The 22,315-nt window shown below is 33.9% G+C and carries 23 protein-coding genes and 1 tRNA gene; 14 read left to right on the forward strand and 10 right to left on the reverse strand.

The window, feature by feature from the left end; genetic code table 11:
• Nucleotides 1-12 precede the first annotated feature (12 nt).
• The 3 genes from ASE21_RS03215 to hisS all read right to left on the reverse strand — a co-directional run bounded on the left by ASE21_RS03215 (nucleotide 13) and on the right by hisS (nucleotide 2,693).
• Nucleotides 13-591 (reverse strand): nucleotide exchange factor GrpE, encoded by a 579-nt coding sequence (locus tag ASE21_RS03215; protein WP_057121106.1) that lies wholly within the window; start codon nucleotides 589-591, stop codon nucleotides 13-15.
• Nucleotides 592-943: 352 nt separating this feature from the next.
• A tRNA-Trp gene (locus ASE21_RS03220) sits at nucleotides 944-1,014 on the reverse strand.
• Nucleotides 1,015-1,268: 254 nt separating this feature from the next.
• On the reverse strand, nucleotides 1,269-2,693 hold the full coding sequence (hisS, locus tag ASE21_RS03225; RefSeq protein WP_057121107.1) for a histidine--tRNA ligase: 1,425 nt from the start codon (nucleotides 2,691-2,693) through the stop codon (nucleotides 1,269-1,271).
• 239 nt (nucleotides 2,694-2,932) lie between these two features.
• On the opposite strand from hisS, the gene ASE21_RS03230 reads away from it, so the two are divergent.
• Entirely contained in the window at nucleotides 2,933-4,177 is a 1,245-nt protein-coding gene (locus ASE21_RS03230) for an ABC transporter permease (RefSeq protein ID WP_057121108.1), read from the forward strand.
• A gap of 88 nt (nucleotides 4,178-4,265) precedes the next feature.
• On the opposite strand, the gene prmC is transcribed toward ASE21_RS03230, so the two are convergent.
• Both prmC and ASE21_RS03240 read right to left on the reverse strand, forming a co-directional pair.
• The gene (prmC, locus tag ASE21_RS03235; protein WP_057121109.1) at nucleotides 4,266-5,129 is read right to left on the reverse strand and encodes a peptide chain release factor N(5)-glutamine methyltransferase; all 864 of its coding nucleotides are present in this window, start codon (nucleotides 5,127-5,129) and stop codon (nucleotides 4,266-4,268) included.
• A gap of 76 nt (nucleotides 5,130-5,205) precedes the next feature.
• Nucleotides 5,206-5,697: a GNAT family N-acetyltransferase gene (locus ASE21_RS03240; protein WP_057121110.1), complete on the reverse strand. Its 492-nt coding sequence runs from the start codon at nucleotides 5,695-5,697 to the stop codon at nucleotides 5,206-5,208.
• Between the two features lie 126 nt (nucleotides 5,698-5,823).
• Here ASE21_RS03240 and ribD point away from each other — a divergent pair, with 126 nt between their 5' ends.
• The 3 genes from ribD (at nucleotide 5,824) to ASE21_RS03255 (ending at nucleotide 8,204) form a co-directional block, all read left to right on the forward strand.
• Nucleotides 5,824-6,873 (forward strand): bifunctional diaminohydroxyphosphoribosylaminopyrimidine deaminase/5-amino-6-(5-phosphoribosylamino)uracil reductase RibD, encoded by a 1,050-nt coding sequence (gene ribD, locus ASE21_RS03245; RefSeq protein ID WP_057121111.1) that lies wholly within the window; start codon nucleotides 5,824-5,826, stop codon nucleotides 6,871-6,873.
• Entirely contained in the window at nucleotides 6,866-7,468 is a 603-nt protein-coding gene (locus ASE21_RS03250) for an HAD family hydrolase (RefSeq protein WP_057121112.1), read from the forward strand. The genes ribD and ASE21_RS03250 overlap by 8 nt, the downstream gene beginning before the upstream one ends.
• Nucleotides 7,469-7,571: 103 nt before the next feature.
• On the forward strand, nucleotides 7,572-8,204 hold the full coding sequence (locus tag ASE21_RS03255; RefSeq protein ID WP_057121113.1) for an IMPACT family protein: 633 nt from the start codon (nucleotides 7,572-7,574) through the stop codon (nucleotides 8,202-8,204).
• A 31-nt stretch (nucleotides 8,205-8,235) separates the two neighbouring features.
• On the opposite strand, the gene ASE21_RS03260 is transcribed toward ASE21_RS03255, so the two are convergent.
• Entirely contained in the window at nucleotides 8,236-8,640 is a 405-nt protein-coding gene (locus tag ASE21_RS03260) for an acyl-CoA thioesterase (RefSeq protein ID WP_057121114.1), read from the reverse strand.
• Nucleotides 8,641-8,826: 186 nt separating this feature from the next.
• On the opposite strand from ASE21_RS03260, the gene dnaA reads away from it, so the two are divergent.
• The 10 genes from dnaA to scpA all read left to right on the forward strand — a co-directional run bounded on the left by dnaA (nucleotide 8,827) and on the right by scpA (nucleotide 18,966).
• Nucleotides 8,827-10,254 (forward strand): chromosomal replication initiator protein DnaA, encoded by a 1,428-nt coding sequence (gene dnaA / locus ASE21_RS03265; protein WP_011921525.1) that lies wholly within the window; start codon nucleotides 8,827-8,829, stop codon nucleotides 10,252-10,254.
• 9 nt (nucleotides 10,255-10,263) lie between these two features.
• A complete protein-coding gene (locus ASE21_RS03270) occupies nucleotides 10,264-10,731 on the forward strand; it encodes a low molecular weight protein-tyrosine-phosphatase (RefSeq protein ID WP_057121115.1) in 468 nt (155 codons plus the stop codon).
• Nucleotides 10,732-10,790: 59 nt separating this feature from the next.
• Nucleotides 10,791-11,504: an SAM-dependent methyltransferase gene (locus ASE21_RS03275; RefSeq protein WP_057121116.1), complete on the forward strand. Its 714-nt coding sequence runs from the start codon at nucleotides 10,791-10,793 to the stop codon at nucleotides 11,502-11,504.
• A gap of 21 nt (nucleotides 11,505-11,525) precedes the next feature.
• Nucleotides 11,526-12,038, forward strand: coding sequence for an energy transducer TonB (locus tag ASE21_RS03280; RefSeq protein ID WP_057121117.1), 513 nt, complete (start codon nucleotides 11,526-11,528; stop codon nucleotides 12,036-12,038).
• Nucleotides 12,031-13,158 (forward strand): methionine aminotransferase, encoded by a 1,128-nt coding sequence (locus ASE21_RS03285; RefSeq protein ID WP_057121118.1) that lies wholly within the window; start codon nucleotides 12,031-12,033, stop codon nucleotides 13,156-13,158. Before ASE21_RS03280 ends, ASE21_RS03285 begins: the two co-directional genes overlap by 8 nt.
• Before the next feature lie 73 nt (nucleotides 13,159-13,231).
• A complete protein-coding gene (locus tag ASE21_RS03290) occupies nucleotides 13,232-14,113 on the forward strand; it encodes an SDR family oxidoreductase (RefSeq protein ID WP_057121119.1) in 882 nt (293 codons plus the stop codon).
• A 251-nt stretch (nucleotides 14,114-14,364) separates the two neighbouring features.
• The gene (gene udk / locus ASE21_RS03295) at nucleotides 14,365-14,973 is read left to right on the forward strand and encodes a uridine kinase (RefSeq protein ID WP_057121120.1); all 609 of its coding nucleotides are present in this window, start codon (nucleotides 14,365-14,367) and stop codon (nucleotides 14,971-14,973) included.
• A 106-nt stretch (nucleotides 14,974-15,079) separates the two neighbouring features.
• The gene (locus tag ASE21_RS03300; protein WP_011921532.1) at nucleotides 15,080-15,412 is read left to right on the forward strand and encodes an FtsB family cell division protein; all 333 of its coding nucleotides are present in this window, start codon (nucleotides 15,080-15,082) and stop codon (nucleotides 15,410-15,412) included.
• A gap of 16 nt (nucleotides 15,413-15,428) precedes the next feature.
• Entirely contained in the window at nucleotides 15,429-16,790 is a 1,362-nt protein-coding gene (locus ASE21_RS03305) for a methylmalonyl-CoA mutase subunit beta (protein ID WP_057121121.1), read from the forward strand.
• A 40-nt stretch (nucleotides 16,791-16,830) separates the two neighbouring features.
• Entirely contained in the window at nucleotides 16,831-18,966 is a 2,136-nt protein-coding gene (gene scpA / locus ASE21_RS03310) for a methylmalonyl-CoA mutase (RefSeq protein ID WP_057121122.1), read from the forward strand.
• Between the two features lie 44 nt (nucleotides 18,967-19,010).
• Here scpA and ASE21_RS03315 read toward each other — a convergent pair whose 3' ends face one another.
• The 4 genes from ASE21_RS03315 to ASE21_RS03330 all read right to left on the reverse strand — a co-directional run bounded on the left by ASE21_RS03315 (nucleotide 19,011) and on the right by ASE21_RS03330 (nucleotide 22,259).
• On the reverse strand, nucleotides 19,011-19,655 hold the full coding sequence (locus ASE21_RS03315; RefSeq protein WP_057121123.1) for a hypothetical protein: 645 nt from the start codon (nucleotides 19,653-19,655) through the stop codon (nucleotides 19,011-19,013).
• A gap of 99 nt (nucleotides 19,656-19,754) precedes the next feature.
• Nucleotides 19,755-20,672 (reverse strand): DUF2279 domain-containing protein, encoded by a 918-nt coding sequence (locus ASE21_RS03320; RefSeq protein ID WP_057121124.1) that lies wholly within the window; start codon nucleotides 20,670-20,672, stop codon nucleotides 19,755-19,757.
• 2 nt (nucleotides 20,673-20,674) lie between these two features.
• Nucleotides 20,675-21,715 (reverse strand): endolytic transglycosylase MltG, encoded by a 1,041-nt coding sequence (gene mltG / locus ASE21_RS03325; protein ID WP_057121125.1) that lies wholly within the window; start codon nucleotides 21,713-21,715, stop codon nucleotides 20,675-20,677.
• Nucleotides 21,716-21,725: 10 nt separating this feature from the next.
• The gene (locus ASE21_RS03330) at nucleotides 21,726-22,259 is read right to left on the reverse strand and encodes a GNAT family N-acetyltransferase (RefSeq protein WP_057121126.1); all 534 of its coding nucleotides are present in this window, start codon (nucleotides 22,257-22,259) and stop codon (nucleotides 21,726-21,728) included.
• Between the last annotated feature and the right edge of the window lie 56 nt (nucleotides 22,260-22,315).

A 22,315-nucleotide genomic window follows, 5' to 3' on the forward strand; every position in this document is an offset into this window, starting at 1 on the left:
TATTTGCATTTTTTAGTTTCCAACAACAACTTTAGGGAAACGAATAATTTTGTCTCCTAATTTGTATCCTTTTTCTATAACATCAACAATTTTCCCTTTTAAATTTTCAGACGGAGCCGGAATTTGGGTAATTGCCTCAGCAACATCAGCATTGAAAGCATCACCTGCTTGTATTTCAACCTGCTCTAAACCTTTAGAAACCAGAGTACTTTTAAATTTTTCGTGAATTAATTCAACACCTTTTTTCAGGTTTTCATCTTCAGATTTATTGATTTCTACCGCCGCTCTGTCAAAATCGTCCAAAACAGGAAGCATTGCTAACAAAACTTCTTGGTTTGCCGTTTTAAACAAATCGATACGCTCTTTTGAAGTTCTTTTTTTGTAATTTTCAAATTCTGCAAATAATCTCAAAAACTTATCTTTTTCTTTGGCCAAGTCTTGAGCTAATTGCTCTTCAACACTTAATTCTTCAACAATTAACTGCTCCCCGTTGGCATTGTTCTCTAACGTTACATCGTCTAATTCCTGATCGAATTCTGTATTTTCCGTAGTCATATTACTTTTATTTTTAAAAATATTTTTAAACTTCATTTTTTATTTCTTTCTGTTGGATTGCAAAAGTACTGCCAAATCTTCTAAAATGTCAAATTGTCACTTTATTAATTATGAGTGTTTTAAAAAGCGAAAATAGTCAATAAAATTTTATTATAATTTTAAGACTATTACGTTTTAGTTTGTCTTATCTTTGGTATCCAAATTGGGAACAAAAATTATTACCTATCAAAATTGAATTTAAGGGTTGGCCTCGGCCTCATAAATAATTATTAATTCAAGTTTACCTTATATTAAAAAAAGCTTCGCCTTATAGAGAGACGAAGCTTTTTTTTATATTCTTAGCTTTCAATTTCTCGAAAACCTCTGATAAATAATCACTATTTATTTGCACGGGCGGAGGGATTCGAACCCCCATCAACGGTTTTGGAGACCGCTATTCTACCCTTGAACTACGCCCGTATCAAGGCCGCAAATTAAAAGCTTTTTTCTTTCCCAGCCAACTATTTACTGCAGATTTAAAAAGATTCCAGTCAAGTTGTTCAGCTTCTTTAAATTACAAATCAAATTTAATCTGCTAAAATGTCCCTCAAGCATAAAAAATTTTTAATCTGTGGAATTTTTGGAGGTTTTCTTTGCGTCCCCACGGTTGAAACCGCGGGCTATTTTTTATAATCAGTAAATTTTCCCTCAATAGCTATCAAAATTTATTAATCCTAGATTAATGCATTTTTCAATCCTTCAAAATCTACAGAAACCTGCTCGCCTGTTACCAGATTTTTTAATGCATAAGAATTCGATTCAATTTCCTGATCACCGGCAATTACAGCAAACGAAATCAAACGTTTATCTGCATATTGAAATTGTTTACCTACTTTTACATTATCGGGATACAATTCTACTTTTATATTTTCCTGTCTTAATTTCTGAATTGCTTTTGACGCATACAAAGCTTCTTTGTCACCATAATTAATAAACAACGCCTTTGAAGTTGCAGCAACGGTTTCGGGAAACAATTGTAATTCTTCCAAAACCAAATAAATCCTGTCAAGACCAAAAGAGATTCCGACACCACTCATATTTTTCAAACCAAAAATACCCGTCAGGTCATCGTATCTTCCGCCGCCGCCAATAGAACCAATTGCCACTGTTTTTGGCGCCGCTACTTCAAAAATAGCTCCGGTATAATAATTAAGTCCTCGGGCCAAAGTCACGTCTAAGTCTAAAATTGCTGTAGACAAACCTAAATCTGCAACATTGTCACAAATAAATTTCAATTCTTCTACACCTTTCATTCCTTCTTCTGATTCGGCTAATAATTCTGAAAGCTGGTTGATCTTATCTGCAAAACTTCCTGAAAAGCTAAAAAGCGGCTGCACTTTTACCAGCGCTTCTTCAGCAATTCCTTTTTCAATCATTTCTTTTTTAACGCCGTCTTCACCAATTTTATCTAATTTATCGAGAGCCACTGTAAAATCGATTAATTTATCTGAAGCTCCAATAACCTCAGCAATACCGGATAAAATTTTTCTGTTGTTGATTTTAATCGTAACACCTTCTAAACCTAAAGCTGTAAAAACAGTATCGTATAACTGAACTAATTCGACTTCCTGCCAAAGTGATTTAGAACCTACAACATCGGCATCACATTGAAAAAACTCTCTGTAACGCCCTTTCTGAGGACGATCTGCTCGCCAAACTGGTTGAATCTGGTATCTTTTAAAGGGAAATTCTATTTCATTTTGGTGCTGTACCACATATCTCGCAAAAGGAACTGTAAGATCGTAACGTAATGCTTTTTCTGAAATTCTTCCTGTAAATTTATTCAGTTCAATTCTTTGGCTCAAATCGATTGTTTCGGCAGAATTAGACTGAAGCGCCTCAATAGATTCCGGCAGTTCAATTTTATTTTTATTGAAGAAAAAATTACCGGAATTCAGGATTTTAAAAATCAAACGATCTCCTTCTTCTCCATATTTTCCCATCAAAGTATCTGAATTTTCAAACGAAGGTGTTTCGATTGGCTGAAAACCAAATTTTTCGAAGTTACTTTTTATGGTTTGAATAATATATTGACGTTTTGACACCTCTGCAGGCGAAAAATCTCTTGTCCCTTGTGGTATGCTTGGTTTTGAAGCCATCTTTTTTTATTTTAGATTGTTGATTTAGATTTTAGATTCTTTTGAAACTAAATCTAAAACCTTAATATTAATTTATTTCCAGATTTTTTTTATTGTTGGTTTTTAACACTTTCGACTTTATGAGTTCCAACTTTCGACTTAATTTAAAATCGCCTGCAAATATCTTATTTTTTAAAATAAATAATGCCAGTTCGAAAACAAACTTGTAACAAAAACCGTATTTTCGTGACAAATTGGTCATGATGCTAAAATTATTTAAAGAAAATATCCGAATTGCTTTTGGTTCTATCAAAACTCAATTACTGCGAACCATTCTTACTGTTTTAATTATTGCCATCGGAATTACTGCTTTGGTTGGGATTTTAACTGTTGTAACAGCGCTGGAAAATACTGTTTCGACCAATTTTGCATCAATGGGAGCTAATACCTTTAATATTAATCAATACGAAAACACGGTTCGAAACCGCGGTGGAAATGAACGCGAAGTTATAAATCCAATCATTTCTTATCCTGAAGCGGTAGCTTTTAAAAACAAATATAAATATCCTTTTACAGAAACTTCCCTTTCCTTTACTGCAACATCAAAAGCTGAAGTAAAATATTTAGATACTAAAACAGATCCAGAAATTACGGTTGTTGGTGTCGACGAACATTTTATTTCAAATTCTGGTCTGGAAACCACTTTAGGAAGATCTTTTAATCAGTTTGATATTGATAACAATACATATTCCTGCATTGTAGGTTCTGATTTTGAAAAAGGTTTACTGAAAGATGTGAACCCAATTGATAAAATAATTTCTATTCGAGGTGCACGTTTTAAAGTAATCGGCGTTTTAAAAGAGAAAGGATCAACTTTTGGAAACAGTCAGGATTTACGCGTTTTAATTCCCATTCAGGTTGCAAGATCTTTATTTGCGGCTCCAAATATTAACTATGCTATAAGTATAATGGTTTCTAAAAAAGAACTTTTGGATGAAGCTGTCGATAATGCAACCAGTACCATGCGAAGAGTCCGTAAGCTAAGTCCGGTTCGTGATAATAATTTTGGGATTGGCCGAAGCGATGATTTAATCAACAGAATTTTGGGAATTACAAAATACTTAGGCTGGGCCTCCTGGATCATCTCAATCATTACCATTTTGGGTTCTTCTATTGCTTTAATGAATATTATGATTGTTTCGGTTACAGAACGTACCCGTGAAATTGGTGTTCGAAAAGCACTTGGTGCAACAAAAATCACAATCTCGGTTCAGTTTTTTATCGAAACTCTATTAATTGGGCAGATTGGCGGTCTGGTCGGAATAATTTTAGGCATTCTGATTGGCTTTGCATTTGCTGCTGCAATGAGTTTTGCATTTGTGATTCCGTGGATGGCCATTTTTGCGGCCTTCGCTACGAGTTTTCTTGTGGCTCTTTTTTCCGGATTATATCCTGCAATAAAAGCTTCGAAATTAGATCCAATCGAGGCTCTCCGATACGAGTAATTTTTTAGTTTTAAGTATTCAGTCGCAGTTTACATTTGCTTTGAAGAATGAAAACTGCGACTGAAAATTGCGACTAAAAACTGAACTGCTAAGTCTTCGAAACTTTACAGGAAATCATACGGTCGTTATCGTAAATATCTTTTCTGAGATCGATGTTTATAAAATCCATTTTACCTAACAAATCAATCATTTCTTTCCCTAAATACTGATTAATTTCAAAATATAATTTTCCGTTTTCCAGAAGATTATTTTGGGCCAAAGAAGCTATTTTTCTGTAAAAAACCAAAGCATCACTATCATCAACAAAAAGCGCCAGATGCGGTTCGTAATTAAGGACATTTTTCTTGATTTCTCTTTTTTCTAAATTTCGTACATACGGCGGATTTGAAACAATAATATCGAACTGACATTTTAATTCTTCTGTTTCCAGAATATTCTGAAATATAAAAGTAACATCTACATTGTTTTTATTCGCATTTCGTTTTGCTGTTTCTATAGCTTTTTTAGAAACATCAATAGCGTAAACTTCTGCATTTGGAAGATTTTTGGCCAGCGAAATCGCAATACATCCGCTTCCTGTTCCAATATCAAGAATTTTTAGTTTTTTACTTCTGTCGGTTGCGGCATTTTCATTGATAATCCATTCGACTAATTCTTCTGTTTCCGGTCTTGGAATTAAAACATTTTCGTTTACTTCAAAATCCAAACCGTAAAAACTGGTTTTTCCCAGTAAATATTGAATCGGAACTTCTTTTTTTAATTGTGCCAAAAGCAGATCCCAAACAGCAAAATCAGATTCAGAAAAACACAATTCATGATTTAGCGCCAAATCTATTTGACGCAGTTTATGCTTTTCTTCTAAAATTAAATAGAAAAAACTCTCCGCTTCATACGCATCGTACAAAGTAGATAATTCTTTAATAAACTGAGTACGATATTGTTTAATTTTCATTTTGTTTGTTAAGTATTATTTTTCAGCTAAAACCAATTATTCTTCACCAGTATTTTACAAATCTAATTTGTTACAATTAGTTTTGTAAATCTTTCAACATCCATACGGGGCAAGAACTATGCCCGGTACATCCCATTGGAGCGTCTAAATATTCAAAACCTGATCTTTTGTATAGTTTTTGTGCCGCATGCATAAACGGCATGGTTTCTATATAACATTTTTCAAAGCCAAAATTTCTTGCCTGTTCTAAACATTCATCCATCATTTTACTTCCTATTCCTAAGCCTCGGACTTCCGGAAGAAAATACATTTTCTGTAATTCACAAATTTTAGGATCTCCGTTTTCTAACGGTGCAATTCCTGCACTGCCCAAAATTTCCCCATCACACTCCACTACAAAATAAACCGATTTTGGTTTATTGTATTCTTCAAACATTAAATCTAAATATGGATCTTCATACGCAGTGCCGACTTTTGGAATTTCCATTTCATCAAAAACGGACCTTATTAATTTTGCCACTGCCTTATTATCTTCTTTTTTAATTTTTCTGATGGTCCAATTTTTCATTTTCTTTATTCACTAGTATCTACAAAAATAAAAATACTTTTTTGATACTTTCATAACTATCTGTATTGTTTCACAACTATTTTCATAAGAGTCGACTCGAAACTCAAAAATAGTTATTTTTGCACCGTGAATATACATGAGAAATATATCAAACGATGCATCGAACTTGCCAAAAATGGTTTTGGAACAACTTATCCAAATCCAATGGTGGGAAGTGTGATTGTTTATGAAGATAAAATTATTGGCGAAGGCTGGCACAAAAAAGCGGGTGAACCCCACGCCGAAGTAAATGCAGTAAGATCTGTAAAAGACAAATCGCTTTTAAAAAAGGCTGCAATTTATGTGAGTTTGGAACCCTGCTCTCATTTTGGAAAAACTCCGCCTTGCTGCGATTTAATTATTGCCAATGAGATTCCGAATGTAGTGGTTGGAACAGTTGACCCAAATGAAAAAGTAGCCGGAAACGGAATTAAAAAACTGGTTGAAGCCGGAATTAATGTCGTCGTGGGAATTTTAGAAGAAGAATGTAATGAACTCAACAAACGCTTTTTTACTTTTCATCAAAAAAAGAGACCTTATATTATATTAAAATGGGCCGAAAGTCTGGATGGATTTCTTGCTCCTGAAAAAAACATGGATCAGGAAAGAAAACCGGTCTGGATTACCAATCAATATTCCCGCCAATTGGTACATAAATGGAGAAGTGAAGAACAGGCCATTTTAGCAGGAACTCAAACGGTTGTTGATGATAATCCTAAATTAAACACAAGGGATTGGTCTGGAAATAATCCGGTTCGGGTGATTTTAGATCAGAATAACCGAATTTCAAAAGATAGTTTTGTTTTGGATGACAGTGTCAAAACTATTATTTTTTCGAAATCTGAAAAAAATATTTCGACTGAAAATACGATTTTTGAAAACATTGATTTTGATAAAAATATGATTATGAATGTTTTATCTGTTTTATATCAGCATCAAATTCAGTCTGTAATTATTGAAGGCGGAAGGCAGACGCTGCAATCTTTTATAGATCAGAATATTTGGGACGAAGCCAGAATTTTTGTTGGCAGAAATGTTTTTCAAAAAGGAACAAAAGCACCTGAACTTCAAAAGAAAAATGCTGTTAAAACTTTTATTCAAAACGACGAATTAATATACGTGCGAAATCATGATTGATACGATAATTTTTGACTTTGGTGACATCTTTATCAATTTAAACAAACAAGGAACTATTTCCGGCTTGCAAAAATTAGGTTTAACAGAATGGAATACTGAACTGGATCGTTTAAACTTATCATTTGAAACCGGAGATATTTCATACGACGACTTTTTAGCCGGATTTAAAAAGCAGCTTCCTAATGCAGGTACAGAAGAAATTCTGGAAGCATGGAATGCCGTTTTGGGTGATTTTCCTTCTTATCGATTGGATTTCTTAAAAGAACTTTCAAAAAAATACCGTTTGTTCTTATTAAGTAATACAGATTCAATTCATATTGCGACTTTTGAGAAAACAAGCGGCATCACTTTCTACAGCGATTTTTATAATTGTTTTGAAAAAGTTCATTTTTCATTTGAAATTGGAAAACGAAAACCAAATGCCAGTTCGTATCTACATTTAATAGCCGAACATAATTTAATTCCGGAGCAGACATTGTTTATTGATGACAAAAAAGAAAACACTGATGCCGCAGCGGCTTTAGGCCTTCATGTCTGGAATTTACAAGTCGGCAAAGAAGATGTAGTCGATTTATTTTCTAAAAATATACTATAATATATATAGCCACAGATTAAAGGTTTTTTTTTGTTTACGATAAAATCTATGTGATCTTTTTAATCTGCAGCAAAAAAATAAAACACAATCTGGAATTTTTATTTTGGAATACAACGATACATATCAAACCATTGCCTCAGCATCTGAAGAAGTGTTGTTTAAGGAAAAAGGAAGCAAATTTTTTGGTTATGCTTTTCCTATAGAAAATGAGGAAGAAGTAAAACCTATTATTGAGGACTTAAGAAAGCTTCATCCGCATGCTGTACATTATTGCTACGCCTACCAGTTAGGCACCGCACCAAAAATTTCCTATCGTGCCAATGATGACGGGGAACCAGGCAATACTGCCGGAGCACCAATTTATGGACAAATACAATCTTTTAGTTTAACCAACGTTCTGGTTGTAGTGGTTCGATTTTTTGGCGGAACAAAATTAGGTGTGGGTGGTTTGATCGCAGCCTACAGAACAACGGCGCAGATGACATTAGAAATCTGCGAAATTGTTAAAAAAACAATAGATGTTCAGTTTTTAATTTCATTTGATTATAAAAACATGAATAAGGTAATGCGTGTTATAAAGGAGAAAAAACTGGAAATTATATCTCAGGAAATGGAAATGGATGAAACATCCGGACTTCCTATTGGCAAAATAATAACAAAAACGCGTAAAAAAAATGCCGAAATGATATTCGACATTTTTGATTTAATGTTTGAAATTGAGATTAAAATTATCTAAATTAGTATAAAATTCTTTTGAGTTTTAACAATTATTCCATCGTTTTAAACAACTCTAAAATATAATCCGGAGGAGCAGTTGGACGACCCGTTTTTAACGAAATAAATACTAAAATGAACACTGCGGTTGTTAATAACTCATTTGCTTCATTATAGATTTCGCAGTCAAATTCGATCTTAACAGAAGACTGACTTTTGAATGTTGTATGGATTGTTAAAAGTTCATCATACCGAGCTGATTTTTTATAATTAATCTGCATGGAAACAATTGGCAGTCCAATTCCGCTTTCTTCCATGCTTTTATATGAAATCCCTTTATTTCTAAGCCATTCGACGCGTCCAATTTCAAAATAAGGCACATAATTTCCGTGATAAACGACTCCCATTTGGTCAGTTTCGGAGTAACGAACACGCACTTGCGTTTGATGATTTTTCATTATTTATATATTAAAAAAATTTAAGTTATTCAAGTTCTCTTACAACATTTTTTTATAAAATTAGGCGCCAAAATATTTTTTTTTACAGAAATTTGTTCACATATTTGTTATCCTGAAAAACGGAAAAATTTTGCTCCTTTTTTATAGGAGAATCTTTATCAATAATAAAAAAATTTATTTGAATCTATGACTAAAACTGCTCAATCGGTATGGGAAAACTGTTTGTCTTTTATAAAGGACAATATTCAAGATCAAGCATACAAAACTTGGTTTGAACCAATCAAATCAGTTGAGCTAACCGACAACGCGTTATATATTCAGGTACCAAGTAAATTTTTCTACGAATGGTTAGAAGAACACTACGTAAAATTATTGAAAGTTGCGCTTACCAAAGAACTGGGAAAAAACGCAAAGTTACTCTATAAAATTAAAATGGAGAACACTTATGGAAATAAACAGCCATTTACCGAGCAGCTGCCAAGTTCCAACAGAGTTCCAATGAAACCGCAAGAGGTTGATGCTCCGTTTAAAAACTTAAATCCTGAACTTAAAAATCCTTTTGTAATTCCGGGAATCCGAAATTTAAAAATCGAATCCCAGTTAAACCCTAATTACAGTTTCGATAATTTCCTTGAAGGAGACTCAAACCGTTTAGCCCGTTCTGCCGGTATGGCCGTTGCCAATAAACCGGGAGGAACTTCGTTTAACCCTTTATTGATTTTTGGAGGAGTTGGTTTAGGAAAAACACACTTGGCACACGCTATTGGTGTCGAAGTAAAAGACAAATATCCAGAAAAAACGGTTTTATATATTTCTGCCGAAATTTTCACACAACAATATATTGATTCTGTAAAAAAGAATAATCGTAATGATTTTATTCATTTTTACCAGTTAATCGACGTTTTGATTATTGATGATGTTCAGTTTTTATCTGGAAAATCAGGAACTCAGGACGTATTTTTCCACATTTTCAACTATTTGCACCAAAACGGAAAACAGGTAATTTTAACTTCTGACAAGGCACCTGTAGACATGCAGGATATTGAACAGCGTTTATTATCTCGTTTTAAATGGGGATTGTCTGCAGAATTGCACCAACCTGATTATGAAACCCGTATCTCGATATTAAAAAACATTTTATACCGTGATGGTGTAGATATGCCGGAAGATATTTTAGAATATGTTGCCCGAAATATCAAATCTAACGTAAGAGAATTAGAAGGTGCTATTATCTCGTTAATTGCTCAGTCTTCTTTCAATAAAAAAGAAGTTACAATTGAATTAGCAAAAAGCGTAGTTGAAAAATTCGTTAAAAACGTTAAGAGAGAAATCTCTATTGATTATATTCAAAAAATCGTATCCGATTATTTTCAGCTGGACATTGAGACACTTCAGTCTAAAACCAGAAAAAGACACGTTGTTCAGGCGAGACAATTGGCCATGTTTTTTGCAAAGAAATTTACAAAAGCTTCTTTGGCAAATATTGGTTCACAAATTGGAGACCGTGATCATGCTACCGTTTTACATGCTTGTAAAACCGTTGACAATTTAGTTTCTACAGACAAACAATTTAAAAAATTTGTCGAAGACATCAACAAAAAACTAACGCTGTAAACGCGAATCATGCCAGTAAAAATTTTAATGGTTTGTTTGGGGAATATCTGCAGATCTCCTTTAGCAGAAGGAATTTTAGCATCAAAATTACCCGCAGATAAATTTATTGTTGATTCTGCCGGAACCGGTTCCTGGCATGTTGGTCATTGCCCGGATAAACGCTCGATAGATGTTGCCCGAAAAAACGGAATTAACATTAGTGCACAAAAAGGCAGACAAATCAAATCTTCAGATTTTGACGAATTTGACTATATCTATGTAATGGATAGTTCCAATTTTCGCGATGTAGTTCATTTGGCCAAAACACCGGAACATAAAAACAAAGTCCGCATGATTCTTAATGAATTATTTCCAGACGAAAATGTTGATGTTCCAGATCCATATTACGGCGCCGTAAACGGTTTTGACAATGTTTATCAAATGCTGGATGAAGTTACTGACCTAATCGCTGATCAGCTTCTAAAAAAACACTCCTAATTCAATTCAATTGTTTCTAAAAAGAGATAATTGAATTTTTTAATTTTAAACAAATTCATATGAAACTTCTCGGAAAATTATATCTTATTCCAACCACAATGGGCGAAAGCGATCCGATGGATGTTTTACCACAAACTGTAAGAAGAACCATAGAAGTCATTGACCATTACATTGTTGAAAATGACAAAACGGCCAGAAAATCTATAAAAGCGGTTTATCCTGAAAAAAAACAATCGGAACTGGTACTTTTTACCTTAAATAAAAGAACAGAACCAAGCGAACATTTAGATTTTATAAAACCTTTATTAGAAGGAAAAAATATGGGTTTGATGAGCGAAGCCGGATGTCCGGGCGTTGCTGATCCGGGTGCTGTGATTGTGAAACTGGCACATGAAAAAGGAATTCAGGTTGTGCCTTTGGTTGGTCCTTCTTCTATTTTATTAGCTATGATGGCTTCCGGAATGAACGGACAAAGTTTTACTTTCAACGGATATTTACCAATTGATAAAGACGAGAAAAAATCGGCAATTCGTCATTTTGAGAAATTATCCCAAGACAAAAACCAATCTCAGTTATTTATTGAAACACCTTATAGAAATAATAAATTGATTGAAGATCTTTTGCAGATTTTAAATCCATCAACACATTTATGTATTGCAACAGATATTACTCTGCCTACAGAATTTATTAAAACAATGAAGGTTTCGGATTGGAAAAAGTTAAAAGTAGATATTGATAAACGACCTACTATTTTTATTATTCATAAAATGTAATTGACTTCAAAATCTTCATCTATGAAAAAATTATCAGCTCTAATATTCATTCTCTTAACGTACTGTATTTCTTCTCCTGATACTAAAAAAAATTCAGGGACTAATATTTTAAAAAACACAAGTACAGAACAAAATGATCTAGAAAAAAATGATGCTGAAGATCTAGGTTCTCAGATAAATACAGATACAGATAAAACGGTAAAAGAAGATACTAAAATCTATACTATTGACTCAGTAGACGCAAAGCCATATTTTGAAGGAGGAATAAATAAATTTCAAAAATTTATTCGTAATAATTATTACTACCCAGACGAATGGCCTGTGATAAATGGAACTGTCGAAACAAATTTCATAGTAGAAAAAGATAGCACAATTAGCGATATATCAATTACTAAAGATGCCGGCTATGAAACAGGAAAAGAAGCAATTCGTATTTTAAAAAAGTCACCTAGATGGATTCCTGGAATATATAATCATAAACCTGTGAGAGTACGTTACTATTTAACGATTCCATTAAATACAAATCATGAGTAAACTCCCAAACGTAACCACAAGCATCTTTACAGTAATGTCAAAAATGGCAGCTGAATACAATGCCATAAATCTTTCTCAGGGATTTCCGAATTTTCCTGTCGATGAAAGATTGACAGATATTGTAGCGAAGTTATCCAAAGAAAACGTACATCAATATACACCAATGGCAGGTTATCCACAGTTGATGGACAAAATTGCTAAACTGACTTTTGATTCATACAATAGAACTATAAATCCAGAATCTGAACTTTTAGTTACGGCTGGAGCAACACAGGGAATTTTCACCACGATTTTGGCTTTAGTAAAAGAAAAAGACGAAGTTATTATCCTCGACCCGAGTTATGATTCTTATGAATCTCCAGTTTTATTATGTAATGCAAAACCGGTTCGTGTAGCACTTAATGACGATTATACGCCAAATTGGGAAAGAATAGAAAAAGCCTGTTCTGCAAAAACAAGGTTAATGATTATCAATAATCCACATAATCCAACGGGGAAAATATTAACCGAAAATGATTTTATTCAGTTAAAAAACCTGCTGGAAAAATATCCTGATATTATCATTCTGTCTGACGAAGTTTACGAATACATTACTTTCGAAGAAAAACATATTTCGGCACATACCAAAGATTTTCTTTTAGACCGCTGCGTCATGGTTTCTTCTTTTGGAAAATCATTTCATATTACAGGCTGGAAAATTGGCTACACAATTGCACCGGAACATTTAATGAAAGAAATCAAAAAAGTCCATCAGTTTTTGGTTTTCAGTGTCAACAGTATTTCACAATTTGCCATCAGCGAATATCTTGATGTTGTTGATGTTAATTTACTTGGCAAGTTCTATCAGGAAAAACGAGATTATTTTCAAAAACTGCTTCAAAACAGCCGATTTGAATTGAAACCATGCGAAGGAACTTATTTTCAGGTTGCTTCTTACACCAATATTTCAAATGAAGACGATGTAACTTTCTGCAAAAATCTAATTATTGATCACGGCGTTGCAGCAATTCCTATTTCTACCTTTTATTCTGATCATAAAGACCAGAAATTAATTCGTTTTTGTTTTGCCAAAGACAATTTTACTTTAGAATCTGCCGCAAAAAAATTATGCGATATATAAAGTTTACGAAAATTTTATAACAATATTATGCGTGCATCCTATTTTTTTAATTAATATTGTAAAAAAGAAAAGTATGAGCTATACAGATAAAATGTTACGTGACGACGCTTTAAAAGGAAAAGTCATTGTAGTAACAGGCGGCGGAAGCGGTTTAGGAAAAGCAATGACAAAATATTTTTTGGAATTAGGCGCTCAGGTTGCAATTACCTCCAGAGATTTGGAAAAGCTGAAAACTACTGCAGCAGAACTTGAAAGTGAAACTGGCGGAAAATGTTTACCGCTTCAATGTGATGTTCGCCATTATGAAAAAGTTGAAAACATGCTTCAGGAAACTTTAAAAGTTTTTGGAAAAGTAGACGTTCTTTTAAACAATGCGGCTGGAAATTTTATCTCGCCAACAGAACGTTTATCTGCAAATGCATTTGACACTGTGATAGATATCGTACTTAAAGGTTCTAAAAACTGTACACTTGCTTTTGGAAAACACTGGATTGATACCAAACAAACATCAGCAACGATTTTAAATATTGTAACTACTTATGCCTGGACAGGATCTGCTTATGTTGTGCCAAGTGCAACCGCAAAAGCCGGAGTTCTGGCCATGACCAGAAGTCTTGCCGTAGAATGGGCAAAATACGGAATTCGTTCTAACGCGATCGCTCCAGGACCATTCCCTACAAAAGGTGCCTGGGACAGATTACTGCCGGGAGATCTTTCTGAAAAGTTTGACATGGCAAAAAAAGTACCTTTAAAACGTGTTGGAGATCATCAGGAACTGGCGAATTTAGCCGCTTATTTAGTCTCTGATTTTTCTGCTTATGTAAATGGAGATGTTATTACAATTGATGGCGGCGAATGGTTGAAAGGTGCTGGACAATTCAATTTATTAGAAGCAATTCCGGAAGAACTTTGGGATCAGCTTGAAATGATGATAAAAGCAAAAAAGAATAAATAATTACAAGTGCTTACTAAATTCAGAATATTTTTTAAAACTATACTGATTGCACCAAATCCCGAAGGTTTACTTTCGGGATTTTTTTTATTATTTTCACTATATATGTGATATAAGTTTAGTTAAGGATCGATTTCTGTAAATATTTTAGAGCTAATAATTGCTTCCATTACTTATATGGTTAAATTACATTGTATGTTTAGCAATTCACTTAAATTATTATTTTTGCCAAACAAATATCAAACAAAAATTTTATGCTCATTATTGGAATTGCAGGAGGAACTGGAAGCGGAAAAACAACAGTTGTACATCAAATCATGAATGAATTACCAGACACTGAAGTTGGTGTAATTTCTCAGGATTCGTATTATAAAGAAACCCATAACTTGTCTTTTGACGAGAGAGCATTAATCAATTTTGATCACCCTCGTGCCATTGATTTTGAATTATTAGTAAGGCACCTTAAAGCATTAAAAGCAGGTGAAACTATCGACCAGCCCGTTTATTCTTTTATTCAGCATAACAGAACCGACGATACGATTTCGACACATCCAAGAAAAGTAATGATAGTTGAGGGAATTTTGATTTTAACAAATCCCGAGTTAAGAGAACTTTTTGACATTAAAATATATGTTCACGCCGATTCTGACGAAAGATTAATTCGTCGTTTAAAAAGAGATATTTCTGAACGCGGACGTGATATCGACGAGGTTTTAAACCGTTACCAAACTACCTTAAAACCTATGCACGAGCAGTTTATTGAACCAACAAAAGCATTTGCAGATATTATTATTCCAAATGACAAATACAATACTGTAGCAATTGATGTGGTTCGTGCTGTAATTAATCAGAGAATTTTATAATTTTTATCGTAAATTTAAACCATAAAAACAGAAGCTTCCCGATAATGGTCGGGATTGCTTTCTATACTGTCTAAAACTCAATCATATACACAAGAAACACTCTTATATGAAATTTAAAAATCCGTATAAAGACAAAAAATGGTTCAAATTCCTGGGCAATAAATATGTCTGGGTATTATTGTTTTTTGTGATCTGGATGTTATTTTTAGACAATTACTCCTATTTCGACCATCGTTTTTTAGACGGACAAATCAATGAGTTAAAAGACAATAAGAAATATTATCAGGAAGAAATAAAAAAAGATCAGGAACAGATCAAACAACTTAAAAATCCTGAACAAATAGAAAAATATGCCCGCGAAAAGTACTTTATGAAAAAAGACAGCGAAGATATTTACATCATTCATTTTGAAGGAGACACTATTCAGGAAAAAGAATAATCAGAAAAAACACTCAATGGCCACTACCCTATTCGAAGATTTTAATCCGATTTCATCCAAACAATGGAAACAAAAAATTCAGTTTGAATTGGATGGAGCCGATTATAACCAAACCGTAATTTGGAATTCCCCCGAAGATATTCAGGTAAAACCTTTTTATCACAGCGACGAATTTACCAAAAGCGCTTCTGTACAAACTCAAGCTTCTGCATTTAAAATCTGTCAAAACATATTTGTTCATGATGTCGAAAAATCCATCAACAGAGCTATAAATACTATCGAAAGAGGTGCAGAAAGTTTACGTTTTACAATTCAAAACGAAAATACTGACATTCAAAAATTATTAGAAAACCTTCCTTTAGAAAACAGGACCGTTTACTTTCATTTGAGTTTTCTCTCAATCGATTTCGTAAAAAAACTGGACACAATTTCTATTCAAAAAAAGGCCGTTTTTTATTGTAATTTAGATCCAATTGGACAATTAGCCCGCGATGGAAACTGGTTTACAACATCTGATAAAAATAATTTTGAAACACTTCAAAAAATTTCAAACCAAACTAATCTTTCGTTTCTTAGCGTAGATTTGGGTTTGTATCAAAATGCCGGAGCAAATATCACACAGCAGATTGCTTATAGTCTGGCTCATGCCAATGAATACTTAAATTATTTTCCAACTTCATCCAAACCAATTGTTTTTCAAATCTCCGTTGGTACCAATTATTTTTTTGAAATTGCGAAACTGCGTGCGTTACGAATGCTTTTTAAATTAATTGCAGCAGAATATAATCCGGAAACAGATTGTCATTTTCTGGTAACTCCAACTAAGCGCAATAAAACCATTTATGATTATAATGTCAATATGCTTCGCACAACAACCGAATGCATGGCGGCTGTTATAGGCGGTGCAGATGCTGTCGCAAATTTACCATATGATGCATTGTACCATAAAGATAATGAGTTTGGAGACCGAATTGCACGAAACCAGCTTTTAATTTTAAAACACGAAAGTTATTTTGACAAAGTCGATAATCCAGCAGACGGAAGTTATTATATCGAAAGTTTAACAATGCAATTGGCTGAAAAAAGTCTGGCATTATTCAAAGACATTGAAGCAAACGGAGGTTTCTTAAAACTTTTAAATGACGGAACGATTAAAAAGAAAATTCAGGAAAGTGCCAATAAAGAGCAGGAATTATTCGATTCTAAAAAAGAAGTTCTTTTAGGAACAAATAAATATCCAAATAAAGAAGACCGAATGAAACATGATTTAGAATTGTTTCCTTTTGTAAAAATCAAACCAAGAAAAACATTAATTACACCAATTATAGAAAAAAGATTAGCTGAAAAACTGGAACAGGAAAGACTGGAACAGGAATAATTTTTATCGTAATTAATATTCAAATAAAGACAAAGCGTCTATGATAAGAAAAGACCTTAAACATATTAGTCTTCAAAGTCAGAAGTCAAAAGTCGAAAGTCAAGAATTAGAAAATTTGACAGATAACTTTACAACTGCGGAAGGAATCGAACTTAAAAAAAACTATTCTGAAAAAGATATAGAAGATTTAGAGTTTCTGGATTTTGGAGCTGGTTTTACACCAAATTTACGCGGACCTTATGCTACAATGTACGTACGTCGTCCGTGGACAATTCGACAATATGCCGGATTTTCGACAGCAGAAGAAAGTAATGCCTTTTACAGAAGAAATCTTGCGGCTGGACAAAAAGGACTTTCGATAGCTTTTGATTTACCAACGCATCGCGGTTATGACTCAGACCATGAAAGAGTGGTTGGCGATGTTGGAAAAGCAGGAGTTGCAATCGATTCTGTTGAAGATATGAAAGTATTATTCGACCAGATTCCACTAGACGAAATGTCGGTATCAATGACTATGAATGGCGCTGTTTTACCAATTATGGCATTTTATATTGTTGCAGCTGAAGAACAGGGAGTTGAATTAAGTAAACTTTCGGGAACTATTCAGAATGACATTTTGAAAGAGTTCATGGTACGTAATACATACATTTACCCGCCGACACCTTCCATGAAAATTATTGCTGATATTTTTGAATTTACTAGCAAAAAAATGCCAAAATTCAATTCTATCTCTATTTCGGGTTATCATATGCAGGAAGCCGGAGCTACTGCAGATATTGAACTGGCTTATACACTGGCTGACGGTTTGGAATATATCAGAACCGGATTGTCAACAGGAATGACGATTGATGAATTTGCACCCCGCTTATCTTTCTTTTGGGCAATTGGAATGAATCATTTCATGGAAATTGCCAAAATGAGAGCGGGTCGAATGATTTGGGCAAAACTAATTCAGCAATTTAATCCAAAAAGTGACAAATCCTTAGCATTACGTACACATTGTCAAACCAGCGGATGGAGTTTAACAGAGCAAGATCCGTTTAATAATGTAGCCAGAACTTGTATTGAAGCTGCTGCCGCTGCTTTTGGCGGAACGCAGTCCCTGCACACAAACGCTTTAGATGAGGCAATTGCCCTACCAACAGATTTTTCAGCAAGAATTGCAAGAAATACACAGATTTATTTACAGGAAGAGACTAAAATAACTAAAACAGTTGATCCATGGGGAGGAAGTTACTACGTTGAATCCCTGACAAATGAAATCTTAGAAAATACCTGGAAACTAATTGAAGAAGTTGAAGAACTGGGCGGAATGACCAAAGCAATTGAAGCCGGAATTCCAAAACTTCGAATCGAAGAAGCAGCTGCCAGAAAACAAGCCAGAATTGACAGCGGTCAGGATATTATTGTGGGTGTAAATAAATATAGATTAGAAAAAGAAGACCCGCTGCATATATTAGATGTTGATAACCAGATGGTGCGAAAGCAGCAAATAGAACGACTTGAAGAAATTAAAGCAAAAAGAAATACTACAGAAGTAAATCAATCACTAGAAAAATTAATTCATTGTGCTAAAACCGGAGAAGGCAATTTATTAGAAATTGGTGTAGAAGCTGCCAGAAACAGAGCTACATTAGGCGAAATAAGTGATGCGTTAGAAAGTGTTTTCGGAAGGTTCAAAGCTCAAATAAAATCATTTAGCGGTGTGTATAGTGCAGCAATAAAAAATGACGAAAATTTTGAAAAAGCAAAACAATTAGCAGATGTTTTTGCAAAACAAGAAGGAAGACGTCCACGAATTATGATTGCCAAAATGGGACAAGACGGTCATGACCGCGGTGCAAAAGTAGTCGCAACGGGTTATGCAGATGTTGGTTTTGATGTTGATATAGGCCCATTATTTCAAACTCCGGCCGAAGCCGCGAAACAGGCTGTAGAAAATGATGTCCATATTTTAGGTGTTTCATCGCTTGCTGCAGGACATAAAACATTGGTTCCGCAAGTAATTGAAGAACTTAAAAAACATGACCGTGAAGATATTATGGTTATTGTAGGCGGTGTAATTCCTGCACAGGACTATCAATTTTTGTTTGATGCCGGTGCAGCGGCCATATTTGGCCCGGGAACTAAAATAAGTGAAGCGGCAATTAAAATATTAGAAATCTTAATTGACTAAATATAATCCAAAAAAAATCCCGATTTATAATCGGGATTTTTTTGTTAGTCATTTATTGTCGCATTGTTATCTGCTTCAATAAAAGAAAGATCGTAGCCTGCAAAATCTCTCATATAACTTTTTAACGATGTTCCAAAAGCATCTCTAAAATGCCTGTTTCCCCGATGTTTAAAAAAGTTTTTTACAGATCCTGCGCCTCCTAAATGTGCAGCAGCCAAAATACCAGATTCTGTAATTTCGACACCATTAATAACTTTTCCTTCATACTTTTCGATTTCATTGCGCAAAATCCATTTGTTTTTGGATAATAAGGCAACAAAAGCTTTTTCCTGTAATGCCGGATCTTTTAAAAAGTCTTTGTCGTTTCTAACTCCGATTGCTCGTAAAGCTTTAGAACCAAATTGATATTTTCCCATGTAACCCAGTGAATTTACCATTCGGTATTTTCCCTGAGATTCTTTGAAAGCTACCGCTTCTTTAAAACCGATAAGATGATTTCCTGTGTATGGGACGTTGAGATTGACTTTAGGATATTCATCCTTTTCTAAAGATGGAAAAATGTATTCTGATCCATCTGTTTTTTCTGTTAGAAACCACGGTTTGGTTTCGACACTAAAGGGTTTAAAACCCAAACTTAAAAATGTAATAATAACGATTAAACTCGCATAAAAATACCACTTCTTTATCATAAATTGTTTTTCTTCAAATCGCTGTCACCTCTTTGAAATTTCTACGGTGCAAAGATAAATAAAAACAAAAAAATCTAATAATCAGTACTTTAGGAAAAATCAAAAATATAACGCATGTGCTTTAAAGCCTTTATTTGCGGAGTATTCAAGAGTTGGAGCCGGAATTTTTATAGTGTTCAAAACAGAAAAAATTGTTTTCAAAAAATGCGATTTTGTGTCAATTTTAGCTAAATTCACATCAAAAGAAAGAAAAAACTTACGATATCTTTCTGAGTTTTGAATCAATGCAGGATTATTTTCATACGAATTTCCTGTCAGCATACCTTCGGCTCCATATCCAAAAGCAGCATTAAACCATTTTGGAATTTTACTTTCTTTTGCAAAAGAATGAAGATTTACAGAAAGCCAATACGTCTGTCCATTATAATCTTTTAAAATTTGTTCATTTAATGATTTTCCTAAAATATTAGGACGCTGACCAGCATATTGGGTTGTATGAAATGAAAATTTTGGAATGATACGCTGTTCTTTCCACAGTAATTCCTGAGAAACGTACAAAGCTGTTCCGGTAGCATTGGCAATTATATCTCCGGAAGAAGCGCCCCATTCTGAAGAATATCCGTCTAAAACTTCAACTGCAGTTAAAAAAGCAAAACCTAAACCTGCGCCGTAAATTAATTGTTTTTTTTGATCTGCTCCGCTCCAGTTAAGCATTTCAGCACCAAATCTGCCTAAATGATAAGCAGAGTACATATGCCCAATTTTATCCATTTGAAGCCATTCATTATTATCATTTATAAAATGAAATTTCGATCTTGGATAATCGGCATACCAAAGCTGATTTAAACCCAGCAGGGTAACTGAGGCAACAGCGGTTTCGGTTACAATTACTGTAGTTTGTCTTTTTTTATTTAAAGTATCAGATGGAGTTAAAAAGCTTTCAATCTTGCTTTGGGCAAACGATTGAAAGCTTAGTATAAATAAAACCGGTAATAAAAGGTATTCTTTTAAATTCAAAACTATCTTGTTACGCCTTGACCAGCAATCCAGTCTGAATATCTTTTTGCATTTTTTTGGTGTTCTGCATAATTTGAAGCAAATTCATGGTAACCAAATCGGTCAACACTTGCGCAGAAATAAATGTAGTCGTGTTTCTCTGGCTTTAAAACGGCTTCAAGCGCTGTTATATCAGCCATTGCAATTGGCCCGGGAGGCAAACCAACATTTACATAAGTATTGTAGGGAGATCTCATAATTAAATCATTATAGAAAACTCTTTTTATAACCTGATCAAAATTATTATCTCTCAGTTTTAAAGCGTAAATTACAGTTGGATCTGCCTGTAATGGCATTTCAAGACGAAGGCGGTTTAAGTAAACCCCTGCAATTCTTGGTCTTTCATCTTTTTTTACTGATTCTTTGTGCACAATTGAAGCTAAAATAGAGACCTGAACCGGAGTTAATCCTTGTTTTTTTGCCTGCTCTATTCTTTCAGGAGTCCAGAATTTGTGATATTCTTTGATCATTTTATCACGGAATTTTTCTGCCGAAGTATTCCAGTAAACTTCATACGTATTTGGAATAAACATGGCAAAAACATTTTCTTCATTGAATCCGTTTTCTTTCAAAAACTCAGGATCTCTAAAAGCTTTTAATAAAGATAAACTGTCTGCTTCGATTTCTGAACCTACTCTTCCTGCAAAATTTTCTAAACGCTCCTGATTGTTAAAAGCTAATTTGACCGGAACATTAGATCGCATGGCACGTACCAAATCAATATTATTCATGTCCTTTTTAAGAAGAAAACGTCCAGATTTTACGTTTTCAGGATAACTTCTTTTACTTGCAACCAATTCAAAGTTGTCAAAATTCTTGATATATGGTGCTAATATTTTTTTTACATCACTGTAATTGGCTCCGGTTGGCACGTGTACGTAAACTTCTTTTTCTTCAAATTTTGTGTTGGCACTAAAAATTCGGCTGATTAAAATAAAACCGTAAATCAGCAAAACAGAAATTACGGCTACAGCGATTATCGTGATAATTTTTTTTAATTTCAAAGCTATTAGTTTAAATGTTTTTATTGATTAACTGAAAAATTGCTTCATCTTCATAGTGGTTGTTTAGCAAAATCCAGTCTTTTTTAATTCCTATTTTCTCAAACCCAAATTTAGTAAAAAGAGCTATACTTGCTTCATTATTTGTACTAATATTTGCATAAAGCTGATGCAGATTTAAATTGAAAAAAGCATACTTTATTAAAAGCTCTAATGCCTCAGAGCCAATATTTTGTCCTCTATTTTCTTTTTTCTGAATAACAATACCAACTCCCGCCCTGTTGTTTTTTGGATCAAATTCAAAAATATCAATGAGGCCAATGGCCGGAAAATCTTCATCCTGGCAGATGGCCAATCGTAATTGCTTCGCTTCATAAATATCCTGTTGTGCATTTTCAAGATACTGGCGTATTAAATAACGACTATAAGGTGTATTGGTGTTGCTGACAGCCCAAATGCTCTGATCATTTTCCATTCCATGCACAAACTCCAGATCTTCCGGTTCAAGTGCACGCAGATAAATAGTATCGCCTTTGAGTGTTATCATTTGCAATTTTAGATTTTAGATTGTTGATTTTAGATTCCAATTGGAATTTGGATTTT

The sequence above is a fragment of the Flavobacterium sp. Root901 genome, assembly GCF_001429765.1.
Classification (GTDB): domain Bacteria; phylum Bacteroidota; class Bacteroidia; order Flavobacteriales; family Flavobacteriaceae; genus Flavobacterium.